This window comes from Shewanella sp. 10N.286.51.B2 (assembly GCF_041469265.1).
In the GTDB taxonomy this organism is placed as follows: domain Bacteria; phylum Pseudomonadota; class Gammaproteobacteria; order Enterobacterales; family Shewanellaceae; genus Shewanella.
Window position 1 is genome coordinate 1 of the sequence record NZ_JBFRKH010000078.1, and the last position, 21,257, is coordinate 21,257.

General features: G+C 41.5%; 20 protein-coding genes and 1 riboswitch. Of the genes, 5 read left to right on the forward strand and 15 right to left on the reverse strand.

Annotation, left to right across the window (positions count from 1 at the left end):
* Window positions 1-480: 480 nt before the first annotated feature.
* On the reverse strand, window positions 481-1,278 hold the full coding sequence (locus AB4140_RS18605; protein ID WP_157936254.1) for an ABC transporter substrate-binding protein: 798 nt from the start codon (window positions 1,276-1,278) through the stop codon (window positions 481-483).
* A 281-nt stretch (window positions 1,279-1,559) separates the two neighbouring features.
* Here AB4140_RS18605 and AB4140_RS18610 point away from each other — a divergent pair, with 281 nt between their 5' ends.
* The 4 genes from AB4140_RS18610 to AB4140_RS18625 all read left to right on the forward strand — a co-directional run bounded on the left by AB4140_RS18610 (window position 1,560) and on the right by AB4140_RS18625 (window position 6,756).
* Window positions 1,560-2,441, forward strand: coding sequence for an ABC transporter ATP-binding protein (locus AB4140_RS18610; protein WP_102475818.1), 882 nt, complete (start codon window positions 1,560-1,562; stop codon window positions 2,439-2,441).
* Window positions 2,438-3,421, forward strand: coding sequence for an ABC transporter permease (locus AB4140_RS18615; RefSeq protein WP_102475819.1), 984 nt, complete (start codon window positions 2,438-2,440; stop codon window positions 3,419-3,421). The genes AB4140_RS18610 and AB4140_RS18615 overlap by 4 nt, the downstream gene beginning before the upstream one ends.
* A gap of 398 nt (window positions 3,422-3,819) precedes the next feature.
* On the forward strand, window positions 3,820-4,734 hold the full coding sequence (locus AB4140_RS18620) for a DmsE family decaheme c-type cytochrome (RefSeq protein ID WP_102475820.1): 915 nt from the start codon (window positions 3,820-3,822) through the stop codon (window positions 4,732-4,734).
* 12 nt (window positions 4,735-4,746) lie between these two features.
* Window positions 4,747-6,756: an MtrB/PioB family decaheme-associated outer membrane protein gene (locus tag AB4140_RS18625; RefSeq protein ID WP_102475821.1), complete on the forward strand. Its 2,010-nt coding sequence runs from the start codon at window positions 4,747-4,749 to the stop codon at window positions 6,754-6,756.
* 281 nt (window positions 6,757-7,037) lie between these two features.
* Here AB4140_RS18625 and AB4140_RS18630 read toward each other — a convergent pair whose 3' ends face one another.
* The 14 genes from AB4140_RS18630 to AB4140_RS18695 form a co-directional block, all read right to left on the reverse strand.
* On the reverse strand, window positions 7,038-8,015 hold the full coding sequence (locus AB4140_RS18630) for a TIM barrel protein (RefSeq protein ID WP_102475822.1): 978 nt from the start codon (window positions 8,013-8,015) through the stop codon (window positions 7,038-7,040).
* A 37-nt stretch (window positions 8,016-8,052) separates the two neighbouring features.
* Window positions 8,053-8,427 carry a hypothetical protein gene (locus tag AB4140_RS18635; protein ID WP_241904959.1) on the reverse strand — a complete coding sequence of 125 codons (375 nt, stop codon included), beginning with the start codon at window positions 8,425-8,427 and terminating at the stop codon, window positions 8,053-8,055.
* On the reverse strand, window positions 8,427-9,896 hold the full coding sequence (locus tag AB4140_RS18640; RefSeq protein ID WP_102475823.1) for a cobyric acid synthase: 1,470 nt from the start codon (window positions 9,894-9,896) through the stop codon (window positions 8,427-8,429). Before AB4140_RS18640 ends, AB4140_RS18635 begins: the two co-directional genes overlap by 1 nt.
* A 126-nt stretch (window positions 9,897-10,022) precedes the next feature.
* Window positions 10,023-10,607 carry a cob(I)yrinic acid a,c-diamide adenosyltransferase gene (gene cobO / locus AB4140_RS18645; RefSeq protein WP_102475824.1) on the reverse strand — a complete coding sequence of 195 codons (585 nt, stop codon included), beginning with the start codon at window positions 10,605-10,607 and terminating at the stop codon, window positions 10,023-10,025.
* Between the two features lie 86 nt (window positions 10,608-10,693).
* Entirely contained in the window at window positions 10,694-11,770 is a 1,077-nt protein-coding gene (locus AB4140_RS18650; protein WP_102475825.1) for a hypothetical protein, read from the reverse strand.
* Window position 11,771: 1 nt separating this feature from the next.
* Window positions 11,772-12,461, reverse strand: coding sequence for a histidine phosphatase family protein (locus tag AB4140_RS18655; RefSeq protein WP_102475826.1), 690 nt, complete (start codon window positions 12,459-12,461; stop codon window positions 11,772-11,774).
* Complete coding sequence (gene cobU, locus AB4140_RS18660; RefSeq protein ID WP_102475827.1) at window positions 12,454-12,978, reverse strand: bifunctional adenosylcobinamide kinase/adenosylcobinamide-phosphate guanylyltransferase; 525 nt, start codon at window positions 12,976-12,978, stop codon at window positions 12,454-12,456. The genes AB4140_RS18655 and cobU (AB4140_RS18660) overlap by 8 nt, the downstream gene beginning before the upstream one ends.
* Window positions 12,975-13,832: a helical backbone metal receptor gene (locus AB4140_RS18665; RefSeq protein ID WP_102475828.1), complete on the reverse strand. Its 858-nt coding sequence runs from the start codon at window positions 13,830-13,832 to the stop codon at window positions 12,975-12,977. The genes cobU (AB4140_RS18660) and AB4140_RS18665 overlap by 4 nt, the downstream gene beginning before the upstream one ends.
* Before the next feature lie 2 nt (window positions 13,833-13,834).
* On the reverse strand, window positions 13,835-14,374 hold the full coding sequence (cobU, locus tag AB4140_RS18670; protein WP_102475829.1) for a bifunctional adenosylcobinamide kinase/adenosylcobinamide-phosphate guanylyltransferase: 540 nt from the start codon (window positions 14,372-14,374) through the stop codon (window positions 13,835-13,837).
* Entirely contained in the window at window positions 14,371-15,384 is a 1,014-nt protein-coding gene (locus tag AB4140_RS18675) for an iron ABC transporter permease (protein ID WP_102530697.1), read from the reverse strand. The genes cobU (AB4140_RS18670) and AB4140_RS18675 overlap by 4 nt, the downstream gene beginning before the upstream one ends.
* Window positions 15,371-16,183: an ABC transporter ATP-binding protein gene (locus AB4140_RS18680; protein ID WP_102475831.1), complete on the reverse strand. Its 813-nt coding sequence runs from the start codon at window positions 16,181-16,183 to the stop codon at window positions 15,371-15,373. The genes AB4140_RS18675 and AB4140_RS18680 overlap by 14 nt, the downstream gene beginning before the upstream one ends.
* Window positions 16,184-16,239: 56 nt before the next feature.
* On the reverse strand, window positions 16,240-18,063 hold the full coding sequence (locus AB4140_RS18685; RefSeq protein ID WP_303503294.1) for a TonB-dependent receptor domain-containing protein: 1,824 nt from the start codon (window positions 18,061-18,063) through the stop codon (window positions 16,240-16,242).
* A gap of 118 nt (window positions 18,064-18,181) precedes the next feature.
* A riboswitch (cobalamin riboswitch) is annotated at window positions 18,182-18,348 on the reverse strand.
* 907 nt (window positions 18,349-19,255) lie between these two features.
* Window positions 19,256-20,029: an adenosylcobinamide-GDP ribazoletransferase gene (cobS, locus tag AB4140_RS18690; protein WP_102475834.1), complete on the reverse strand. Its 774-nt coding sequence runs from the start codon at window positions 20,027-20,029 to the stop codon at window positions 19,256-19,258.
* Window positions 20,030-20,299: 270 nt separating this feature from the next.
* Entirely contained in the window at window positions 20,300-20,521 is a 222-nt protein-coding gene (locus AB4140_RS18695) for a hypothetical protein (protein ID WP_372002161.1), read from the reverse strand.
* 71 nt (window positions 20,522-20,592) lie between these two features.
* On the opposite strand from AB4140_RS18695, the gene AB4140_RS18700 reads away from it, so the two are divergent.
* On the forward strand, window positions 20,593-21,257 hold a 665-nt coding region (locus AB4140_RS18700; protein ID WP_372002163.1), incomplete at its 3' end, for a hypothetical protein.

Sequence of the window (21,257 nt, forward strand, 5' to 3'; positions counted from 1 at the left end):
GGTGTTCAATTTAATGCAACTCAAGTTAAAACTAATACATTTTAAGGAGGTATTGGGTTATCCCTTTACTGTGATTTGAATCGTATTGATTGCTTTGGTTGTACGCCGTGTGTGATGAATGCCTCAGCATTCAAGTACCGTTTTATTTTCCAAAGCAGGCTTAGAAAAGTCATCTTTGCATGAATTCATTAAAGGTCGCACAGTGTCTTACATTTGATTAACTAAACCACCTTAGTTGTAGCTATTTAAGGTGGATACCTTAATAATTTAATGTTTATAAATGAGTTGCTTAATCAGCGTACTTAACGCACGCTAATGACCAAAGCTATTAGCTACATTTTCGCTTTGTTGCAAATATTTGATAACTTATTGCACTAAAGATTAAATTGCTGTTTGGTTTATTTATCGTTTTTTTGTAATTGGCTATTGCGCTTTTAACAAGGCCTCACTATTCATTTAGCGGTCATTAAAATTTGTGTTTTAATTACCATAAATAGCTTCCGCGAGTAGCCTTGCAGCTTGGGGGATATTCGGCCCAGCCTGTTTGGTCACTGCCGAGTCAATAAATCTGACAGCGTCTTTATTTACTGCGTTCACGCGATCAGCCTCTTCACGGGACTTGACCTCACTGATGGTGGTGGTGCCGCTACCCGCTTGTGGTCCTTCGAAGATTGGACCTGTAGCATCCGGCCACATCGGCAGCAAAATAACATCGGGGTTTTCTTGCACAACTTCTGGCCAGGTCACCATGGGCGCGATACCATCACGATCTGACAAAATGGCTTTAGCTCCAACCAATTCAATTAGTTCAGTCATGTATGAATGCTTTCCGGGCACGCATTTATATAAATAGTTAATTTCGTAATAGACCTTTGGAGATGGATGGTTACTGTATTGGGATGCGATCTTTCGTAGCTGACCCTGAATTGATTCGACCAAGGTAATGGCTTGTTTTTGATTATTTATTGTCTCCCCAAGCAAAATTATTTTGGTGTATACCTCTTCTAAGCTGGATTCCTCCATATGAATAACGGGTATTCCCAGTGCTTTTAGCTGTGCTTTTAACGTCAGTTGCAGTCCAGTAGCTGTGAGCACGAGATCTGGATTCAAGCGAGTGATATTGTCGATAGTGATATCAGTAAATCCACCAACAATGTCGATACGACTTTGTTCAACTCTTAAGGGGACTTCGGCAGGAAATCGAGCGTAACGAGTCACACCTACTAGGTTATCAATTGCCCCAATTTCAGCAACAGTATGGCTCCAATTGGGGGCCAAAGACACAATTCTGAGGGATTGTTCCTCTTGGCTAAAAACTGGCAGTATAGCTAAAAAAAGGACTAGCCCAAATAGTATTTTTATCGCGCGCATGTTAAATCTCAATATCAATGATGTTCAGGCATGATGGGGTGATTTTCGCTAAAAACAAGCACGTTAAAACAGCTTTGTGTGCAAGTACACAATTATGATTTGCTAAATCAAAGACTGTTAAAACCCCCAGTGTTTTTTTCCATTGCACTACAGATAATATATGTCTAATAATTTTTCTTGAGGTTGTATTGTCAGTATTATTAAGTGTTCGCGGCTTAACTCATCGATACGGTGATTTCACTGCGGTTAATAACATTAACTTAGATATTGAGGCTGGTCAGTGTTTTGGTTTACTGGGTCCTAATGGCGCCGGTAAGTCAACAACGCTTGAAATCCTTGAAGGTGTCTTGAAGCCAACTCAGGGTGACATACGCTATCGAGGCTTGCCAATCAAAAAGAATTTCAAACAAGAAATTGGAATTCAATTTCAGTCGACTACGCTACCGGATTATTTAACTGTTAAAGATTGCTTGAAACTTTTCGCAAGTTTTTACCAAAGCCATGCACCTATTTCCCATTTGATCGAGTTATGTCAACTACAGGAAGTTGCTAATCAGCTTCATTTTACGCTTTCTGGGGGACAAAAGCAGCGGCTATTGCTGGCGTTGAGTTTAGTTAATGATCCCGCTTTGCTTTTTTTAGATGAGCCCACCACCGGGCTAGACCCCCAGGCTAGGTTACATTTTTGGCAGTTGGTTAGGGAGATAATAAAACAAGGGAAAACAGTTATTCTCACTACACATTATATGGATGAAGCAGAGCAGCTTTGCGATCAAATTGCCATCATGGATAAAGGACAGTTTATCGCAGAAGGTTCACCTGAAGCGCTACTTAAAGATAATTTTTTTCCGCAAATTGTTGAACTCGATGGCGTTTATTGCGCTCAGGATTTTGACGGTTTACCAGTAAGAGTTAGTCATTGTTCTGGTCAAACAAGGGTAGAGTGTCATAGCTTTAATGATCTACTGCCAGCACTCGCTTCAGGTCACTCTACTAACGGCATGTCTGTGCGTAAGCCGCACCTTGAAGACCTTTTTCTAAAGTTAACTGGTAATGAGCTTCGTATATGAATGCATTATTTGCACTGATCAACGCCCGAAACCTTGAGTTTGTGCGTGACAAGTCTGCGCTAGGCTGGTCACTACTATTTCCAATTATCATTATTCTGGTTCTCGTACTGGTGTTCGATGATGATAACCCGACGCTTTATCAGCTTGGTGCCTATGGTGATAGTCCGCAGCTTGAGGCATTGTCGGAGTTAAAACATGTGGATGTTATTTATTACAATGACTTAGAGCAAGCAAAGCATAAAGTCTCTCGACATTTAATTGATGGTTTGATCAGTGGCGATAGTTATTGGGTCAACCCAGACAGTGCTAAAGGTTATATATTAGAGCAGGTTATTTTTAGCAAATCCCCTGAGTTAGAAAAGCAAACAATTGTTGGCAATGCCGTGCGTCATGTTGAGTGGCTACTGCCAGGTATTATCGGAATGAACATGATGTTTTCTGCGCTTTATGGCGTGGGTTATGTGGTGGTGCGGTATCGCAGAACCGGGGTGTTAAAGCGGTTGCAAGTAACCCCGTTAGCGGCGTGGCAGTTTTTGGCATCCCAACTCATTTCAAGACTTGGAGCGACAGTGGTTTCTGCTATCTTAGTCTTTTTGGTTATCGCGCTGATGTTCGATATTCGCTCTCAAGGTAATGTACTGCTTTTGGTGCTCAATACATTACTCGGTAGCGCAGCCATGATCAGTATCGGTTTGCTGGTGGCAAGTCGTACCCGCTCAGACGAGTTGTGTAATGGACTGCTTAATATTCTCTCATGGCCAATGATGTTTTTATCGGGGATTTGGTTTTCTTTAGAAGGCAGTAAACCCTGGGTTCGTTTTTTGGCTGATTGCTTACCGTTAACTCACATGAATGATGCTAATAGGGCGGTTATTATCGACGGCGCTGGATTATTCGATATTGGCAATCATCTGCTATATCTTGTGGCAACGATTTTGATATGTTTAGCGCTAGCTAGTCGCAGTTTCCGCTGGGATTGATTCAATGATAACGAGGTAGCTACTAATAATAGTAGCTACCTATAAAGGAAATGTAATTACCTCCATCTTAGCGCTGCAATCCATTGGGAGGTTCAATACACCTATTTGCCAGTAGATTATCTATACACGCTAAGGTAATTTCACATCAATTAAACTGTTTTTTACCTTAGTTTCACTTTTATCTGCAGTATGTGATCCAGAGGGGGAAGCCCTCTTATGCCCACCTTGTTATCAGCCTGCCAAAATATCTTCGGTTATAGCTAACAGTTTTAAGTTTACTGTTAAAAACCCCAGAGAAATTTCTATTTTTTGTGGTTAGTCTCTGTTTCTAATCGATATGTAAATTGAACATATTGAGTAGCAAAACTAAAAATCTAATATAAATTATGGCAGATGATATGAAAAAATTGAAACGTATGAGTGCATTGCTAATTATGCTATCTGGCTTTATTGCCAGTAGCATTAATGCTGAGCCAATCGATATTTTGATGGATAAATTTGAAAGTGGGGCTTATTCGAAAAAGGGGGCTGATGGTTGCTTGATGTGCCATAAGCGCTCTGAAAAAGTCATGGCCATCTTTGATGGCGTTCACGGTCAAGCGATGTCAAGCAATAGCCCAATGGCGGGTTTGCAATGTGAGGCATGTCATGGACCTCAAGGTAAGCATAGGGGCAAAAATGAACCAATGATAGATTTTGGTACAGACTCAGTTTTGACTGCTGATATGCAAAACTCTGTGTGTACTGCTTGTCATAATGACAATGCTCGAAGTGCATGGCATACCTCTGCTCATGCAGATCAAGACGTTGCTTGTGTCAGCTGTCATCAGGTGCATGCTGCCAAAGATCCTATTATGGTAAAAAACACACAAGCTGAAGTGTGTGCGAACTGTCATATCAAAGTAAATGCAGATACCCATAAACGTAGCCATCATCCAATTAATAATGGCTCAATGGTCTGTACTGATTGTCATAACCCGCATGGGTCAATGGGCGAGAGTGATCTTAAAGCCTTTAATGTTAATCAAACCTGTTTTGAGTGCCATGCCGAAAAACGTGGTCCTTTCCTTTGGGAGCACGCTCCGGTAATGGAGAACTGTGCCAACTGTCACAACGCTCATGGCAGCGTTAACAATGATCTTCTTAAATCACGTGTGCCTATGTTGTGTAAGCAATGTCATGCAGGAGATATCCATGCTTCCACTATGCCTGGTGATAATCAAAGCGTCCAAACAGCAGGCCAGGGATGTTTAAATTGTCATAGCCAAATACATGGTTCAAATCATACGTCTGGCAAGGCGCTACAGTTTTAAGGGGATTATCTTATGAAATTTAGATTAAATTTAGTTGCCATAGCGCTTGCCAGTGTTAGTACTGGAGCGATGGCATTTGATTTTGGTGTAACAGCGGCAAATGATGTTAACAATCGTGCTGATAGCTGGAAATGTAAGAACTGCGTTTCTAACAGCAGTGTTATTGGTCAGGTTGGAGTTGATTTAGGGGCATTAGATAGTGACGATGACTACGCCGCGAATAAACTGAAATACACAGACGGTTTAGCCGCTGGAGTGAACTCTGATCTGGTGATTAATAGTCGAGGTTATCGTACCGAAATCAAGGCTGATAATTTAGGTAGTCAGCAAGGTAACGGTAGCATCAAAACTGGCCGCCTCGGTAGTTGGGGTATCAAGGCAAGTTTTGATGAAAAAAATCAATACACAGCAGATAATGCACAAAGCGTTTGGACTAGTAATAATGGCCATTTTGTAGAAAATGATGACCTCGTGACTCAGTCATTATCTTTACAGCGCAAAAAGTATCAATTAGAAGCAAACTATACTCGCGACCGCTACGCGACCTATGTTAAATACGCGACGGAAGATAAAACGGGTAAGCTGCTTAGCAGTATGAGTAATGGTGGCATCATTGCGACTAACTTAGCTGCACCTGTAGATATGCGCACGCAAAATTTATCTGCGGGAGTGAACTTTAATGGCAATAATTGGTTCTCTGAAGTTAACTACAAAGGTAGTTGGTTTGATAATAATAACCATGCTTTGTCAATTGACAATGATGCTTATCCTAGTGTGTCACAGGCGGCAGATAACCAAGCACATTTTGTGAGTGCGTTAGGTAATTACCGTTTTGATAAAACCTATCTCAGTGGCCGCCTTGTTAGCGGAAATATGAAGCAAGACAGTAACTTTATTACCTTAACAGGTATCCCAAACAGTGGGAATCAAGGTAATGTCGAAGTTGATATTCTTGATGCTAACTTTAAAGTGTCTAGCCTAATTGCTAAAGGGCTACGTTTGAATGCTTCTGTGGATTACTCTGATAGAGACAACACCACCGACATCCACGAGTACGAACAGTATAATTACAATTCGATGACCGGAGAATTGGTTGAGAATCGTATCTATGACACGACTCGAACGACTTACAAAGTGAGTGCTAGCTATAATCTTGCAACGGGTCAGCGTATTGAGGCAGGTTTTGACCGTACAGATACTGAACGTTCAAATCAAGATCGAGAAAAAACGGATGACAATATTTTTTGGGCGCAATGGCGTGCAAGTAATTTTGAAAAGTGGGATTTACGCTTAAAAGGCAGTTACTCGGACAAAGGTGGTTCATCGTTCTTATATGACGATGCAGTATCAGGTGACGAGAGTGAGTTAATGCGTAAGTATTATCTTGCAGATAAGAAAAGCTCAAAAGCTGAGGTATTTGTCACTCATACCCCATTGGATAATGTCTCAGTTAGCTTCAACGGCTATTACTCGCTAGATGATTATACTAATACTGATATTGGCCTCATTGAATCAGAAAACTACGGTTATGACTTAAGTGTAAACTGGCAAGTGACTGAAACCTTGAACCTAAATGGTGATGGCGGTTATCAATGGATTGATAATAATCAGGCTGGTGCACGTAATGATTATTCTAATTATTGGCAAGCTAATACCAACGAGCAGTTTGGCTTTATTGGTGTTGGATTTGATTACACAGGTTTAGCTGACTATGGCATAAGTATCGGTGGTAATTATAGCTATGCACTGTCTTTCAGCGACAGCGATATTGACAATAATGATGTATTTGGCGATTTTGAATCAACCAGTCATTATGCTTCGGTTTTTGTAGATTATGCATTGTCTAAAGCCATGACGGTCGGCTTACGTTATGAAATTGAACGTTACAAAGACAGTGACGATACGCAATTACCTGTTAATTACTATCCAGGAACTGGCCCTACTGGTATTAAAACCTTAGGGGAATTGAATCATGATTACACCGCTCATCTCGTGATGGCGACCTTTAGGTATCATTTTTAGTTGGTTTTAAAATACTAGCTAAATAGTCTTAGTTGCTATTACCAGTCTGTTTTTGAGGGTAATAGCAACTTTTTATAGCGGCTAACAGTAAACTAACAGCGCTTTAAGTACGCCTCTGTGACTGTCGTCGTAATCTATTATATTTCGGGGAAACCTTGGTTTGTGACTAGCTGTAACACCGTAAAGCCCTTACCGTCACACTCTTATAAAGATATTTTAGCTGCTTATATGTAAACAGCTTAGATACTGACTTTATTATGTTTTCATAGAACCAATACTCGTTATGCTACACGTAAACATCGGTTTAATAATGTCATCTGGGTCGAAATATCAGTTTGCCACTGTGGTAGGCTTTTTTGGTTAATTTCATGGACAAGGAAATCAGGCTTTATACGCTCAATAAGATTGGATAAGTCACACTGACTAAAGGCTTGGTGTGGGTCTAGTTTATTGATGTGTTGTAAAGATAAATCAAACTGTTGCCAGAATGGACTCTTTACTGACAGTGGAGCTCGCCACTGAGGCTTGTGAGCTGGGAGTATATTGCTGTTTAAATGAAGGGTACAAATCTCATGGTGTAAATCCAGCTGCAGCAAGCGTTGCTCAATAAAATCCAGAGCCTGCTGCTCATGGCTAAACTGTGTTTGGGTGGCCATCATATGGCCCGTATCGAAGCAAATGCCGCAGTTTTGATAATCAACACTGTGTCGTAATAGATCATACTCACAGCGGTTATCGAGGCGAAAGCTTTGCTGCCACCACATGTTTTCGAATAATAATTTCCCCTTAAATTTACTCTTGGCTAGTACTTGATTCAATAACAGGCTGCAGGCTTTAACTGTATCTTCATAAGTCCAAGGAAAGTGTTGTGAGATGAGGTTGTCGATATCACAATCCATAGGGTGAAATACCGCATAGGGTGCGCCTAATGCGTGCGCCAAGTCCAGTTGTTGAGTGAGGGTGTTGATGAGGTAGTCGGCATCAGTACCACCATAGAATTGTGCGACAGTGTCCCAATCACCAAAGATGTCCATTAACCGTTTGCTGTCGTTATAAAGTAACGGAGTCAGAATGGGAAAAGATTGCAGATGAAAGCCGCCACTTAAATGAGCTGGAATAGCATCCGCAGAGACAGTGCCATGCGGATATATTTCGAAACCATCAAGGTTCATTTGGCTTAACCAATCTTCAGCTTGTTGCCAGTTATCTAGCAGGTGACCTGGGTTTGGGGTCACTGTGAGGTTCGTCAGTTGCTTCATTATTGCTCCTTGCTGTTATGTGTCGAAAACTCATGTTCTACATAAGATGAGGTGATGTAGGTTTGTCACATATTGATCTGCCAAATAGCCAGAAACCTCCGTTATATTCAGAGGGGAGGTTATTCAAGTTGTCCGTGAAGATGTCATAGCGTTGCGTGACGATAACGTTTATGACGTCCTCAATTTCCCGAGGAAAAGGCGATATGCCAAGATCGAGGTGGTGAGCAGGATGACCACTGGCGAATTCATGAAAAATAGGGTCGATAAAGTCAGGCCCAGTTTTAAACACTCTGACTTTGTTTCCTTGATTACTCCAATATCTGGCCATAGCAGCAACCAATGTAGTTTTACCACTATCACTACTTGGAGCTGTAACAAACAAAGCAGGGCAATGAGCTTGCATCTTATTCATTAGCTCCACCCCTCAATACCGTTAAATAGTGAATCGAGATCGAGCGACTCTTCAAGGCTATCGGCGAGTCGATTGAGGTTTTCCTCACGCAATGCTGACATATCTTGGGCTTTTTGCTGTTGGTAGCCTGCCCAGTTCAGTAGCGCATTACAGGCTTGTGGCTCATCGAATACGCCATGAAGATAAGTGCCTAATACTTGATTTTGTGGACAGACTGCACCATCAGGATAGCGATTATCCTCAGTGCCTAATGTGAAGGGTTGAGTCTCCTGTACATTACTGACTCCTGCATGGATCTCATAGCCTTTCACTGGATGAGTGTTGCCATTAAGCTGGAGTTCGCCATGGATCTGTTTAAGGGTTTTCGTTTTCTCAAGGGTGGTAGTGATGTTAAGGTATCCAAGTCCTTCGCTGCTGCCAGCTTGACCTTCGATACCATGGGGGTCATCAATGCTGTGGCCGAGCATTTGATAGCCGCCGCAAATGCCAATTAACTTGCCGCCAAATCGTAAATGACGGGCGATTTGCTTGTCCCAACCACGATCTCGCAATGCTTTCAAATCGCCGCGCACGCTCTTAGAACCGGGCAAGATAATTAAGTCGGCATTTGGTAGTTTATCGCCAGGTTTAACAAAGCAAAGGTCGACACCCGGGTGAAGCCTGAGGGCATCAAAATCCGTATGATTACTTATGCGTGGCAAACCCGGCACGACAACTTTAAAATGGCTATCGTCATCGAGTTGCTGTTGGTTGATAGCATCTTCCGCTTCAAGGTAGAGTCCGTGTAAATATGGGACAACACCGATTACCGGCACGCCAGTTTTCTCCGTCAACCAAGTAAGCCCACTTTCTAATAAGGTGATATCGCCTCTGAAGCGATTGATAATAAAACCCTTAACCAGTAATTTCTCTTCAGCAGAAAGCAGATCAAAAGTCCCATATAAATGAGCAAAGACGCCGCCTCGATCAATATCTGCCACAATAACAACAGGGGTTTGGGCCGCAACGGCAAAGCCCATATTGGCTATGTCTTGCTCACGCAGATTCACTTCAGCAGGACTGCCAGCGCCTTCAACCAGTCTAGCCTGCATACCTTGTCCCAGGGTTTCAAAACTTTCCAGCACTATCTCTAGCAGCTGCGGTTTAAAGTTGTGGTAATTGACGGCATTCATATCTTCAATTGCTTTACCACGAATGATCACCTGTGCACCTGTATCGGTATTGGGTTTTAGCAGTACTGGATTCATGTGTACGCTTAACGGAAGGTTACACGCTTGTGCCTGCACAGCTTGTGCGCGACCTATTTCGCCGCCGTCTGGCGTGACTGCGCTGTTAAGTGCCATATTTTGTGGTTTGAAAGGGGCGACTTTAATTCCTTTACGTGCCAGAACTCGACAAAGCCCTGCAACCATCAAGCTTTTACCAGCGTCGCTGGTAGTGCCTTGCACCATTAATTTGAATCCGCTCATGGGAGTTGTTCCATTAAAAAATTATTTTGGGCTTGTTTTTAAGCGTCAAAAATTGAATTGATAAATAAGCTGAGCACTTCGGGAAATATCGCTATTAAAGTCGCCCGCAATTTGCGTACCTTTTAATTACCAGTCCAGCCCTTGACGCGCTTTTAAGCCTTGATGGAACGCATGTTTTTCAGGTCTTACTTCACTGACCGTATCAGCGTACTCTTTGAGCTCACGATGGGCTGCTCGACCAGTGATAACCACTGACATTTCAGTTGGTCTTTGTTTCAGTGTGGTAATGATGTCGTCCAGTTCAATAAAGCCCCAAGTGATCATGTAAGTGAGTTCGTCTAATAGCACCAAATCTAAGCTAGGATCGGTAATGAATGATTTTGCTGCTTGCCATGCAATTTGTGCTGCTTGCTTATCAACTTCTTTATCTTCACTATTCCAGCTAAATCCTGTATTCATGGTATGAACTGGTACATTGAGTTGTTCAAGTAAGTTACGCTCACCGCATTCAAGATCGCCTTTAACAAACTGCACTGCCGCGACTTTTTGTTGGTGGCCTAGGGCTCTAAATAAGGTGCCAAATCCACCAGTGGTTTTACCTTTACCATTACCTGTTATCACTAATACTTGACCACGCTCTTCTTGGGCTTTTTCGATGGCCTGGTCAACATGCTCTTTGTGTTGTGCTTGTTTTTTAGGGTTATAGCTCATTATTATTCCTGATACTTTATTCTGGTATATTGATAGCGTTTGCTAGCCTGTTATCACAAGTTATGACTCAAATCCTATTTCCCACATTAGGCCACCGATTCGTTTTCAAGAAATGGTCGCTGGTATTCATTTACGGCCAGTTCAAGCGCCTTAATTATCGCAGGTTCGTTTATCCCTAATGTCTCAGCTAAAACCAGCAGGCCACCTAAGCCGCAGCCCTCTACTACTAGCCCTTGCTCATAGCACTGAAGGCAGCTCATATCAGAGCGTGAAAAATTGGTTGTGTGGGTGGTGATGACATCTTTGTCCCCAAGATGGGATAATACTTGTTTGCCATCGCCATTAAGTACCCACCGAGTGGTGTGGATTAGCACAGGGATGGCTAGAGAGTTGGTTTTTCTTGCCGCCAATAGCGGCGCTACGAACATCATGCCACCAGCAAAAGTTGGCATTGGTAGCTGTGTTGGCCACTGTTTAATTAGTTGGCTGACGGCCAGTTGAATTGGATCGTGAAACCGTGGGTTAGCTAATAAGCGCGTTTCATCAAAATTTTCGCCATCAACACGATATTGGCATTCAAGCTCATTGAGTAGTTGCTGCTTTATAGCTAATTTTTTAGGGTCGATAGTGCTTCCCGCGGGAGACAAATCCATACCAGTAAGTAAGCGTAACCACAGGGTAGAAAAGGTGGTGCCGCCAACTCCGCACTCAGACAAAATACTGATGCAGCCTCTTTGGGCTTGATCCACTAACGAGGGAATTAATGTCGTTTCAATTAACTCAGTGCTATCAATATTTCTGCCACCATGGTGTGATTGTACTAGCCAATCTTCTTGCATGGTGTGCGGCTGACTGACATTAAAGTTATAGCTATGAAATTCAATGTTATAACCATTGCTGGCTAATAACTTTAGTAGCCCTCGAGATAATACTGCCGGACTAATACCACCATTACTTAACAGCCCATCATATTTATCAGCCTCTTTGGACTGCAACTTTTTCAGAGGTAATACCGTGTTGGCTTGCCCATTGGCGATAATTTCACTGTCTCTGGTTGGGGTGAAATGCATTAAATCGGAACCTGCCCCAGCATCAGAAAGTTGATGTAAGCTCGGCAATTGAGTTGCTGCGCAGTTCAAAATGTTAAAACAGATAGTTTTCATTTTAGGCTTCCTTTGGCTGAGTGTCAGCGTGGTAGTTATGCAGTCCTGTCAATTGCGGCCATAGCACCTTGTCATCATCAATAAAGGTATTGATTTGTAGTCGAGCTGCGTAGGAAACCATAAGATTGCTAAGGTGGGCATTGCAATATTGATGGCTGTGGCTATGAGAGGATAGAAACGCTTCAGAGAACTTGTCTATCGAATTTGAATGACATAATAGCCAATGCATAATGATGCGAATAACCCCTGAATGAGTCACAATTAATAAGTGTTGGCCTTGATATTGTCGACTGAGTAACTGAATTTGCTTTACTACTCGTTGCATTAATTGAATGCTTGATTCACCTTGAGGAGGCTGGCTTAAAAAGGGGTTTTGCCAAAATTTAGGGTAGTCAATATCAGTAGCCGCCCACAGCTGTTTAAGCGGCAGACCGTCCCATAAACCGAAGTCCATTTCTTGCCAGTCAGCACAGATAGTTATTGGTACGGCGCTTTCGTGAGCGAGTTGCTGGGCAAATGCGCTACAGCGCTCTAATGGTGAACTAATAATTCTATCAAAGCCTAAACCTATACTACTTTGACGTAGTTGTTGCCAGCCAAGGGCGGTTAATGGTGCATTGGTGCGACCCAGTAAGCAGTCGCTGAGTTGCGGCTGACCATGGCGTAATAAAGTGAACTTAGTGTTATTCATAACTGAGTTCTTTTGGCATTTTTAACGTGTTAGCAATTTTGCTTTGGCAGAAAGTCACCTTGTCAGCGATTTCGGCGATGATTTGGTGCATTTCGCCACTGGCATTAACGAACAGTTGGCTCATTTTATCTTCTGGAATCAAGCTTTGGCCACATTCAGTGCTAACCAGAACGCAATGCGATTGCATATTGGCCAGTGTTTTCGCAAGCTCCTCGATAGCTTGTTTTAGGCAATGTTGTGCCAACAGTTGGTTGGTTAACCACAGGGTTAAACAATCAATTATGATGGTTTGCTCTGGCTTGTCGTGTTTAATTAAGCTAGTGACTAAATCTACTGGCACTTCGAGAGTTTGCCAACTGTCAGGGCGCTGTTGTTTATGTAAGCGGATCCGCTCTTGCATAGATGCACTCGGGCGAGAGGTAGCGATATAGAGCACGGGTAATCGAGTTTGGCTGACTTCTAACTCTGCAAGGGACGACTTGCCACTGCGAGCACCACCTAAATAAAAACTAATCATAATGTTGCCGCTCTTTGATGACGTGCTAAGTCGATTTTCTGGCAAATGTTTATCATTCCTTGAAGTACACGGGGGCCTGTACGGTGAATGAGATCACCTTCTAAGGCGATCACTTGTCCATGCTTTACTGCGGGTAGCTCACTCCAAGTTTCCCAGCGGATTAACTCTTGATTACTGTTGCCGTGATAAATAGGTTTAAAGATCATTTCAGGCATTAATGAAACGACTTGTTCCATGTTGACCTGAGGGTAATCTGAGTGGGCATTTTCAAATATGTTTACCCCTCCGCATCCTGCAAAAATCTCATCCATCCATGAACTGGAGGTTGTCGTTAAAGGGTGAGGCCACACCTGATAAAAAATGCTGATGGGATCTTGATGCTGATATTGTTGACGAATCTCGTTTAGCTGCTGACTGAATTGCGCAGCTTGTTGCTGGGCAAGCTGTTGTTGTCCGGTTAGTTGACCTAATTCAATTAACCTTTTCGGTATATCAGCAAGCTCTGTGACACTGGTATCAATAACAGTAAACCCGAGGCTTTTAATGCGGCTAAGCATTCCCGATGACGTGCTTTCACTGTTGACTATGATGGCGTCGGGATTAAGCATCATTAAGGCTTCGTAATTAACAAAGTCGTAGCGACCAATACGTTTTATATCATTTGCAGCAGCAGGGTAGTCGGCATATTCCACTGTGCCAATAATTCTATCGCCTGCGTCAATACTGAACATCATTTCTACCGCATGGGGTGATAGCACAACGAATCTTTGCTGTGCGCTGTGGGCATATGAAGTAGTCAAGCAGACAAGAAATCCCGCGACAATTAAGCTTATGGGTTTAACGAAAATAGACATAATTAAGCCCTTTCCTTAATAACCATAGGTAGGCCTGCAATTGATACTGTGACCTTATCGACACACTCAGCGATTGATTGGTGTAACCAACCTGATTGGTCGACAAATTCTCGACACAATGCCCCCATAGGGACAACACCTTGACCAACTTCATTACCAATAAGTACTATTTCTCCAGAAAGCGCTTTTATGGTATCGATGAGTTGACGCTTCATTACAGGGTATTGATTCGTAGATTGCTCAGCATCGTGTAGTAAAACATTAGATAACCATAGGGTTAAGCAATCAACCATTATGAGGTTGTCCGCTTGGCTGTGGCGCTGTAGGGTGCTAGCTAGTGCTAAATGGGATTCAACCGTTTGCCAATGGGGCGGACGGTTAGCCTGATGATGAGCGATGCGCTTTGCCATCGCACCATCCTTATTTTGCGCTGTAACAATAACAATGACTTCACCTTGCGTATTGCTTTGCCATTGGGAGGCATAGTTTTGCGCCATTTTACTTTTGCCAGAACGGGCTCCACCAATAATTAACTGCTTCATCTAGTACGACCTTTTTGGCGTTTAATAAGAAGAAAAATAAAGAAAGCACTCCCCATCATGGCGGTCATAACGCCAACAGGGAGCTCTTGGCTAGGTAAAATTACCCGCGAAAGAATATCGACAGAGACCATTAAAATGGCGCCCATCATGGCGGTAATAATGAGGCTAGCTGGGTGAGCTGCACCGACTAACATTCTTGAAATGTGAGGCACCATCAAGCCAACAAAGCCTATTCCTCCACAAGTTGCCACCAAAGATGAGGTAATTAATGCGGTTAGCATTAGCATGCCTAACCGTAATGGCAGTACTGCCACCCCTTGGGTGTGGGCGCTTTCATTGCCTGCCATTAATGCATGCAAAGGTCGCTGAAATTGGAAAACAATAATGCTACCAAGCACTACAATGATGCTGGGGTACAATAAGGTGGACCAAGTAGCATTAGCAAAGCTGCCTAAAGACCAAAACAAAACAGCTTGTATGGCTTGTTGATCGCTAAAATAAAGAATGAGGTTGGCGATAGATGAGAGCAAAAATGAGATTGCAACCCCAGACAATACAAGGGTTTCAACTTGCCCATCACGGGACATGACCATGACGACTGCTACTGCAATTAATGAACCTAAAAAGGCGCAAACAGGCAATGGTAGAAACATTATTCCGCCAGTTAACGCCAAAATAGCGCCTAATGCTGCCCCTGAACTAATACCAAACAGGTATGGGTCGGCAAGTGGATTACGAGTGACACATTGTAATACCGAGCCTGATATGGCTAGTCCTGCGCCGCAGAGCATCGCCATAATTGCCCTTGGCATACGTAACTCAATAATAATACGGTCAGAAATAGCTAAAGAACCTGTTGCAGCCTCTGATATGTCAGCGGCCCGAAGAATCGCGCCTATAACATCATTAAACTCAATATTTGCGGTACCAATAACAATGGCAAATACTGGACTAATGAGCACTAACGGAGTAAGAATAAATAGCAATTTTTTTGCATTAAACAGCCGCATATAAAGCCTCAGAATAATGGTATGTGATCCGAGGGTTCTCATTAGTTGGATGACGATCAATATGGGCATTTACGCCATAGATATGGCGAATATTATCTTCAGACATCACTGCTGAAGGCGGGCCATTTTTGACTAAACGACCTTCTTTGAGAAATAGCATTTGATCGCAAAAGGCGCTGGCTAAATTAAGGTCATGAATTGTGGCGATAACAGTAATATTTAACGATTTAATTAATGTGAGTACTTCGAGTTGGTAACGGATATCAAGGTGATTGGTAGGCTCATCAAGCAATAAAATTTCTGGCTTTTGTAATAGGGCTCTGCCAATCAGTAAGCGTTGTTTTTCTCCACCAGATAAGTGCTCGAAAATATGCTCGCCTTTATCTGACAAGTTAACTTGCTCAAGCACTTCATCAATGATCCGTTGCTCTTTTTTATAGTCAATAGCTTGCCACCATTTATGCTGGCTAACTAAGCCCGTTGCCAGTAATTGGCGGCAGGTGACAGAAAACCCTGATGGAGGGTGTTGCAGCACGACAGCAACTTTTGCTGAAAATTGACGACGAGAGATGTCATTAATATTGACCCCGTCAAGATAGATTTCGCCAGTTGATGGCTTTAGGTATTTATAAATACAGCGCAGTAATGTGGATTTACCAACACCATTAGGGCCTAAAATACCAATAGTCTCTCCTTTATTTACCTTGAAGTTCAGTTGTTGCAATACATTTTTATCAGCGCAACTCCAACTTAAGTTATTAACTGATAGGTGTTCTATTGTGTGGTTATTTACTGTCATTAGTATTCCACTTAGGCGTCAATAGCGCTGACGCCTAAGTCTTAGTTAGGACATAATTAGAAAGCTTGGTAACTCAAGCTCACAAAATATTCCATCCCTGGATTGTTGTAGTTGCTGACGGTCATATAGTCATCATCAAGTATGTTGTTGGTTTTCACACGTAGTTGCCATTTGTCGTTAAACCAATATCCCATGCTGACATCGACCCTATGGTAAGCATCAAGGTGTTGGCCGTAACCTGAATAGCGTTTGCCTTGATAGTGATAGCTTACGAGTAGGTCAAAGTGTTCCCATTGATAGCCCACACTATAATCAAACTCGTGCTCACTACGGCCAACAAGTTCTTCATCATTTTTAGTGTCTTTGGCATCTAAATAGGTGTACGAAATCCGGTGGTCTAATTGCCACAGCTTGGTATTTAACGATAACTCTAAGCCTTTTATCTTGGCTTCATTGATGTTGGCAGGTTTCCATATGTAACCATCTTCATCAATCGGTGCCCAAGCAATGAGGTTATTAATATCGTTTTGGAATAAACTGATATAACCTTGAATAGCAGAGCCCCTATAATTAAGGGTTAATTCATAGCTTTCAGAGGTTTCGGAGGATAAATCTGGGTTTCCTGTTCCAGGCCAGTATAAGTCATTAAAAGTAGGTGCTTTAAAGCCTGTGCCTGTGCTTGCCGTTAAGCGCCATTGATCAGAAAAGTTATAGGCTGCACTTAAATTATAAGAAGTTTCATTGTCGATATTTTCAACGTCATCATATCGAACAGCCCCTTCAAATAGAACGTTATGCCATTGGTATTGAGCCAGCGCATAAATTCCCCAAACTTCTCGTTCATTGACAGCATAATCCCCATTTACGGACTCGTTATACCAATCCACTCCGCCGATAACCGTCAGTTCATTAGATGCTTTAAATTGGTTTGTCCAATTTATTTGATCGCGAGTTGTTTCGTATTTTTGTCTCGCGACATCCGGGTTATCACCGCGAAAATTGACATTTGAATCTTGAGATTGACCAATATTTAATTTACTCGTGAGTTGCTCGCCCTGATATTGGGTGCCAACATTCCACAAATAATTGTCAAAATCAGCTTGGTCAGTGCCGCCACTGGCGTAAATATCATCGTGTTCGCTATTACCAGTGTCATATTGTAGACTCCAGCTAATATCCCATTGGTCAGAGATATTTTGCAAACCCGCTACAGTTAATCCTATGCGGTCATAGCCATCATCATCAGCTTCTTCTGGAGCGCCATTATGGATATTATATCCATCTGAACGTTCACTGTTTACTGTGATAGTACTTTGACCATCACCATGTGCCACTCCCGCACCTACAGTGCCTCGTAGATAGTTATTACTACCTAACTCGGTACTGGCAAACCATTCACCACCATTAAGTTGGCGAGTAAATATTTGTATTACGCCGCCAATAGCATCACTGCCCCAAATAGAAGCTCTAGGGCCTTTTATGACTTCTATCCGCTCAATATTTTGTGGAGAAAGGGAGCCAAAATTGACAGCGTTTAGGGGGGCAGATCCAACCCTTAAACCATCAATAAGCACCAATGAATGCCCAGAGCTGGTGCCTCGTATACTCACTGAAGCCGTTTGTCCAGCCCCACCATTTCGAGTCACACTTAAACCTGGTAATGCTTCTAGAACATCAACTACTGATTTGGGATTAAGCACATCAATTTCTTCACGTTCAATGGTATTAATTACCGTAAGTTGTGAGTCTGGTGTGCTCTCAAAACGTGTTCCAGTGACCACGATTGTTTCATGCACTGGGACTGCAGGTGCTGCAGCATTTACACTGTAAGTTTGAAAAATAGCTAATGTGATAGCTGATAAACGCAGTTTAAAACTCATTGTTGTTGCCTTGTTATGCTGAGTTTAAAATAGCGGGAGATGCGCTGCTTGTTAATAATTGAGTAACTAGTAGCGAATAGAAAAAATCCAATCTTTCTATGTCTCAAGAAACCCGCTTGAGTACATCGAACAATTAGGTCGGTCTCCTGGCTCACAGCATCTAGAAATACACCTTCCCGATATAAAGTCAGTGGTAAAAAGTATTTCGCTCTGTTTACAGTTGCAGGTACAGCTGTGGGGTCTCACCACATTCCCAAAAATAACACCCTAATTGTATTGATAGTGATAAAGCTTGTTCGCACAACTCATTGTTGTGAACTGTTACTTTACCCATCGATGATGTGGTGGAATATAATCAATTATTGGTAGTTGGAATGTGAAAATGGTCACAGGTTTATTTATATGGACTAAAGTGTGTGACTTTTAACAGTACTTTTGTGGTGAGACTTTATGGGGCGGTTTTTCTTGCTTTAAATATGAGCTATTTTTACTTGTAATAAGACTTAGGTTGAAAATTAATTTTATAATATGTTTAAATTACTGTTAAAAGTAACATATTAAAAATTAATAAGCATTGCTATTATTTGTTGTGAGAGTTGTTTTACGCATATCGTAATAGAGATGTTTAAAACAATATTCACAACATTTGAATGTAACCATAATTGTTTGGTTTATTCTTATTTTGATATCGTTTTTTCTGCAAGTTAAATGTTATTTGAAGTCAGATTTTTATATTGTGGCTTTTTTGATATTTTTTAATATATACTTCCACCCAAAGTATATGGTAAAACTGAGTAATAACTTCATCACTCTTACTTGGTAACCCTGCATTATGAGGTTAGAGGCATCTAACCTCATTTTTTTTGAGGCTAAATTTTCATCACGGAACCTATGTGTAATTTTATAAATTATAGGTTGTTTACGCTTAAGTGTGATTGCTAGAATGCAAATGTTAGCAGTGAGACTTTTAAACTAGATAGGAAAGTTAGCTGCTGAGAAACGTGTTTTTATTTTTTAAATAAAGACTCTCTATGAATTAATCAGCAACTGGCTGAAATAAAAATATTAAGTTTTATCACTTTTAAACTAAAGGGTTTTCCATCACCTTAATATTTTTTACTTTAACATGTTAAGTGCACTAATCCTGTCTGGTTTTGATTTGTAATCACTAGTTTCAATAAGTATTAATATACTAATATGTCCAAATAACAAAGCAAATATAAGTTAATAACTCTATTACTTGCTGCGTTGCGCCAAGGGTGTCACCTGTATATCCATTTATTTGTTTTTTCATTAACTTGAGTAATAAAACAAAAGCTATCAACCAAGTTGCTAGTAATAATAAAGTTAAGCTGCTTGGCAGTAAAAGCAATCCAGGGAAACCACATGCAGTTAGTATCAATAATGTGTTGTAGTTGATAGTATTTGATTTTTGTGGTGTTTTGTTTTCCCCTATACGTGCATATTCAAGAAAGAATGGCACCATGCCAGAGATAGCTCTGCTAGCACCATGTGCAGTTATTAATGCGAGCATGACTTGCTGCATACTGAGTAGCTGCAGGCTACTCAGTTTTATTGCAAAGGTTGATATTAATGCAAGTACCCCATAGGTGCCAATCTGGCTATCTTTCATTATTGCTAACTTTCTGCTTTTATCCCAACCTCCACCAAAGCCATCAGCGAGATCGGCCAAGCCATCTTCATGAAAGGCACCGGTTGCAAGGATGAGTATTACCAAAGTCACAACGCACGCAAGGGAATGAGGAACTACTAAGCTAAGTGCAAAGTATACAGCTGCGCCAAAAAAACCTATAAAAAGACCAACCAATGAAAACCAACGACTAGCAGCCGCCACCGTCTTTTCATGAAACATCATGTGATTTGTAAAAGGAAAGCGTGTTAGAAAACTAATGGCTGCAAGAACTTCATTAAATATATTGTTTTTTTTTATGTCTAAGTTACTCATAACTTGTTTTTTCTCTTTAATCTTGTGGGGTTAGTGATAGAGTATTTTAAGATTACTATTTATGGTTTGCATAATGTTACTGAGAACTTGTTAGGGCAAAAGTGGGGGAGAGTAACCACTTTTTCAATATCATTAAATTTTTTTGATTGAATGGATATTTAATATAGTGATTAACTCAAATTAGGTATGAGTAATAGATCACAAGTTTCTTTTTAAGGAAGAAAGACTGTGCTTTTTCACAGCTTTCAACTGCAATGTAATTGAGGTGAACTAATATTGAATACTGTCAACAACATAAAATTTCAATTGGAACTTTTTAACAGCGTCCATTGCTTCCAGCGTAGCAGGTTGAGCTAAGTTCTCCACAGCAGGCACGGCTGAACACATCATTTTATATATAATAGGAAGCCTTGCGTTCAAATCCCTATCTCTCCGCCATATTAAATACGAGAAAAGCCGTTGATTATCAACGGCTTTTTTTGTTTCTGGCATTTGAGGGGCTTTCTGAGAGGATTGACTCAGACAATGTACCTGCCTTTCACATTAGCAGAGCTCCTAATAACGTGTACTTCACACGTATCTGTTTAGCCAAATCGTTACGCGATAAAGGCTTTCCTTTTGATATTAAAGTTTCTCTGTTGACTCGTGACAGAGCACAAGCGGTTATTCGCAATATCGATGTCGCAGGCACGCTGAAAAAAATCATCAATACCATAGACCATCAAACCTGTATCAATGACTTTATTCGTTATGTTGATGAAGTGATTAACAGTCTTCGCAGTGAATTTGAGAAAAACAAGTTGGCCATCAGTACAAAGCCAGCAAGTTATAGCATCCCCATTAGAGACACTAAGCTGTCACAACACCGTGAAACCACGGCTGTAGCTCAAGCAATGTCCGTGGTGACGTTACATGATGCTCTAGCAGGTTTTGTTACTTCAAAAGAGAAGTCAGGTATTAGACCACTCTCTATTAAACAACTTGAACAGCGAACCTGTCACTTCATTAAATTACTGCCGACAATCGGTAACCGGTCATCAAAAAGCACCCAAGCTATTTGCACTAACGATATCACCTCGGCTGATGCGATGAAGTACCGTGATGAACTGCTTACACAGGGCAGAAGTTATAAAAGCAATAAAGAATACTTAGCGGCCGTATTTCAGTTTTTTAAGTGGTGCAAGTTAATGAACTACTGCAGCCATAACCCTTTTGAAAATGTGACAGT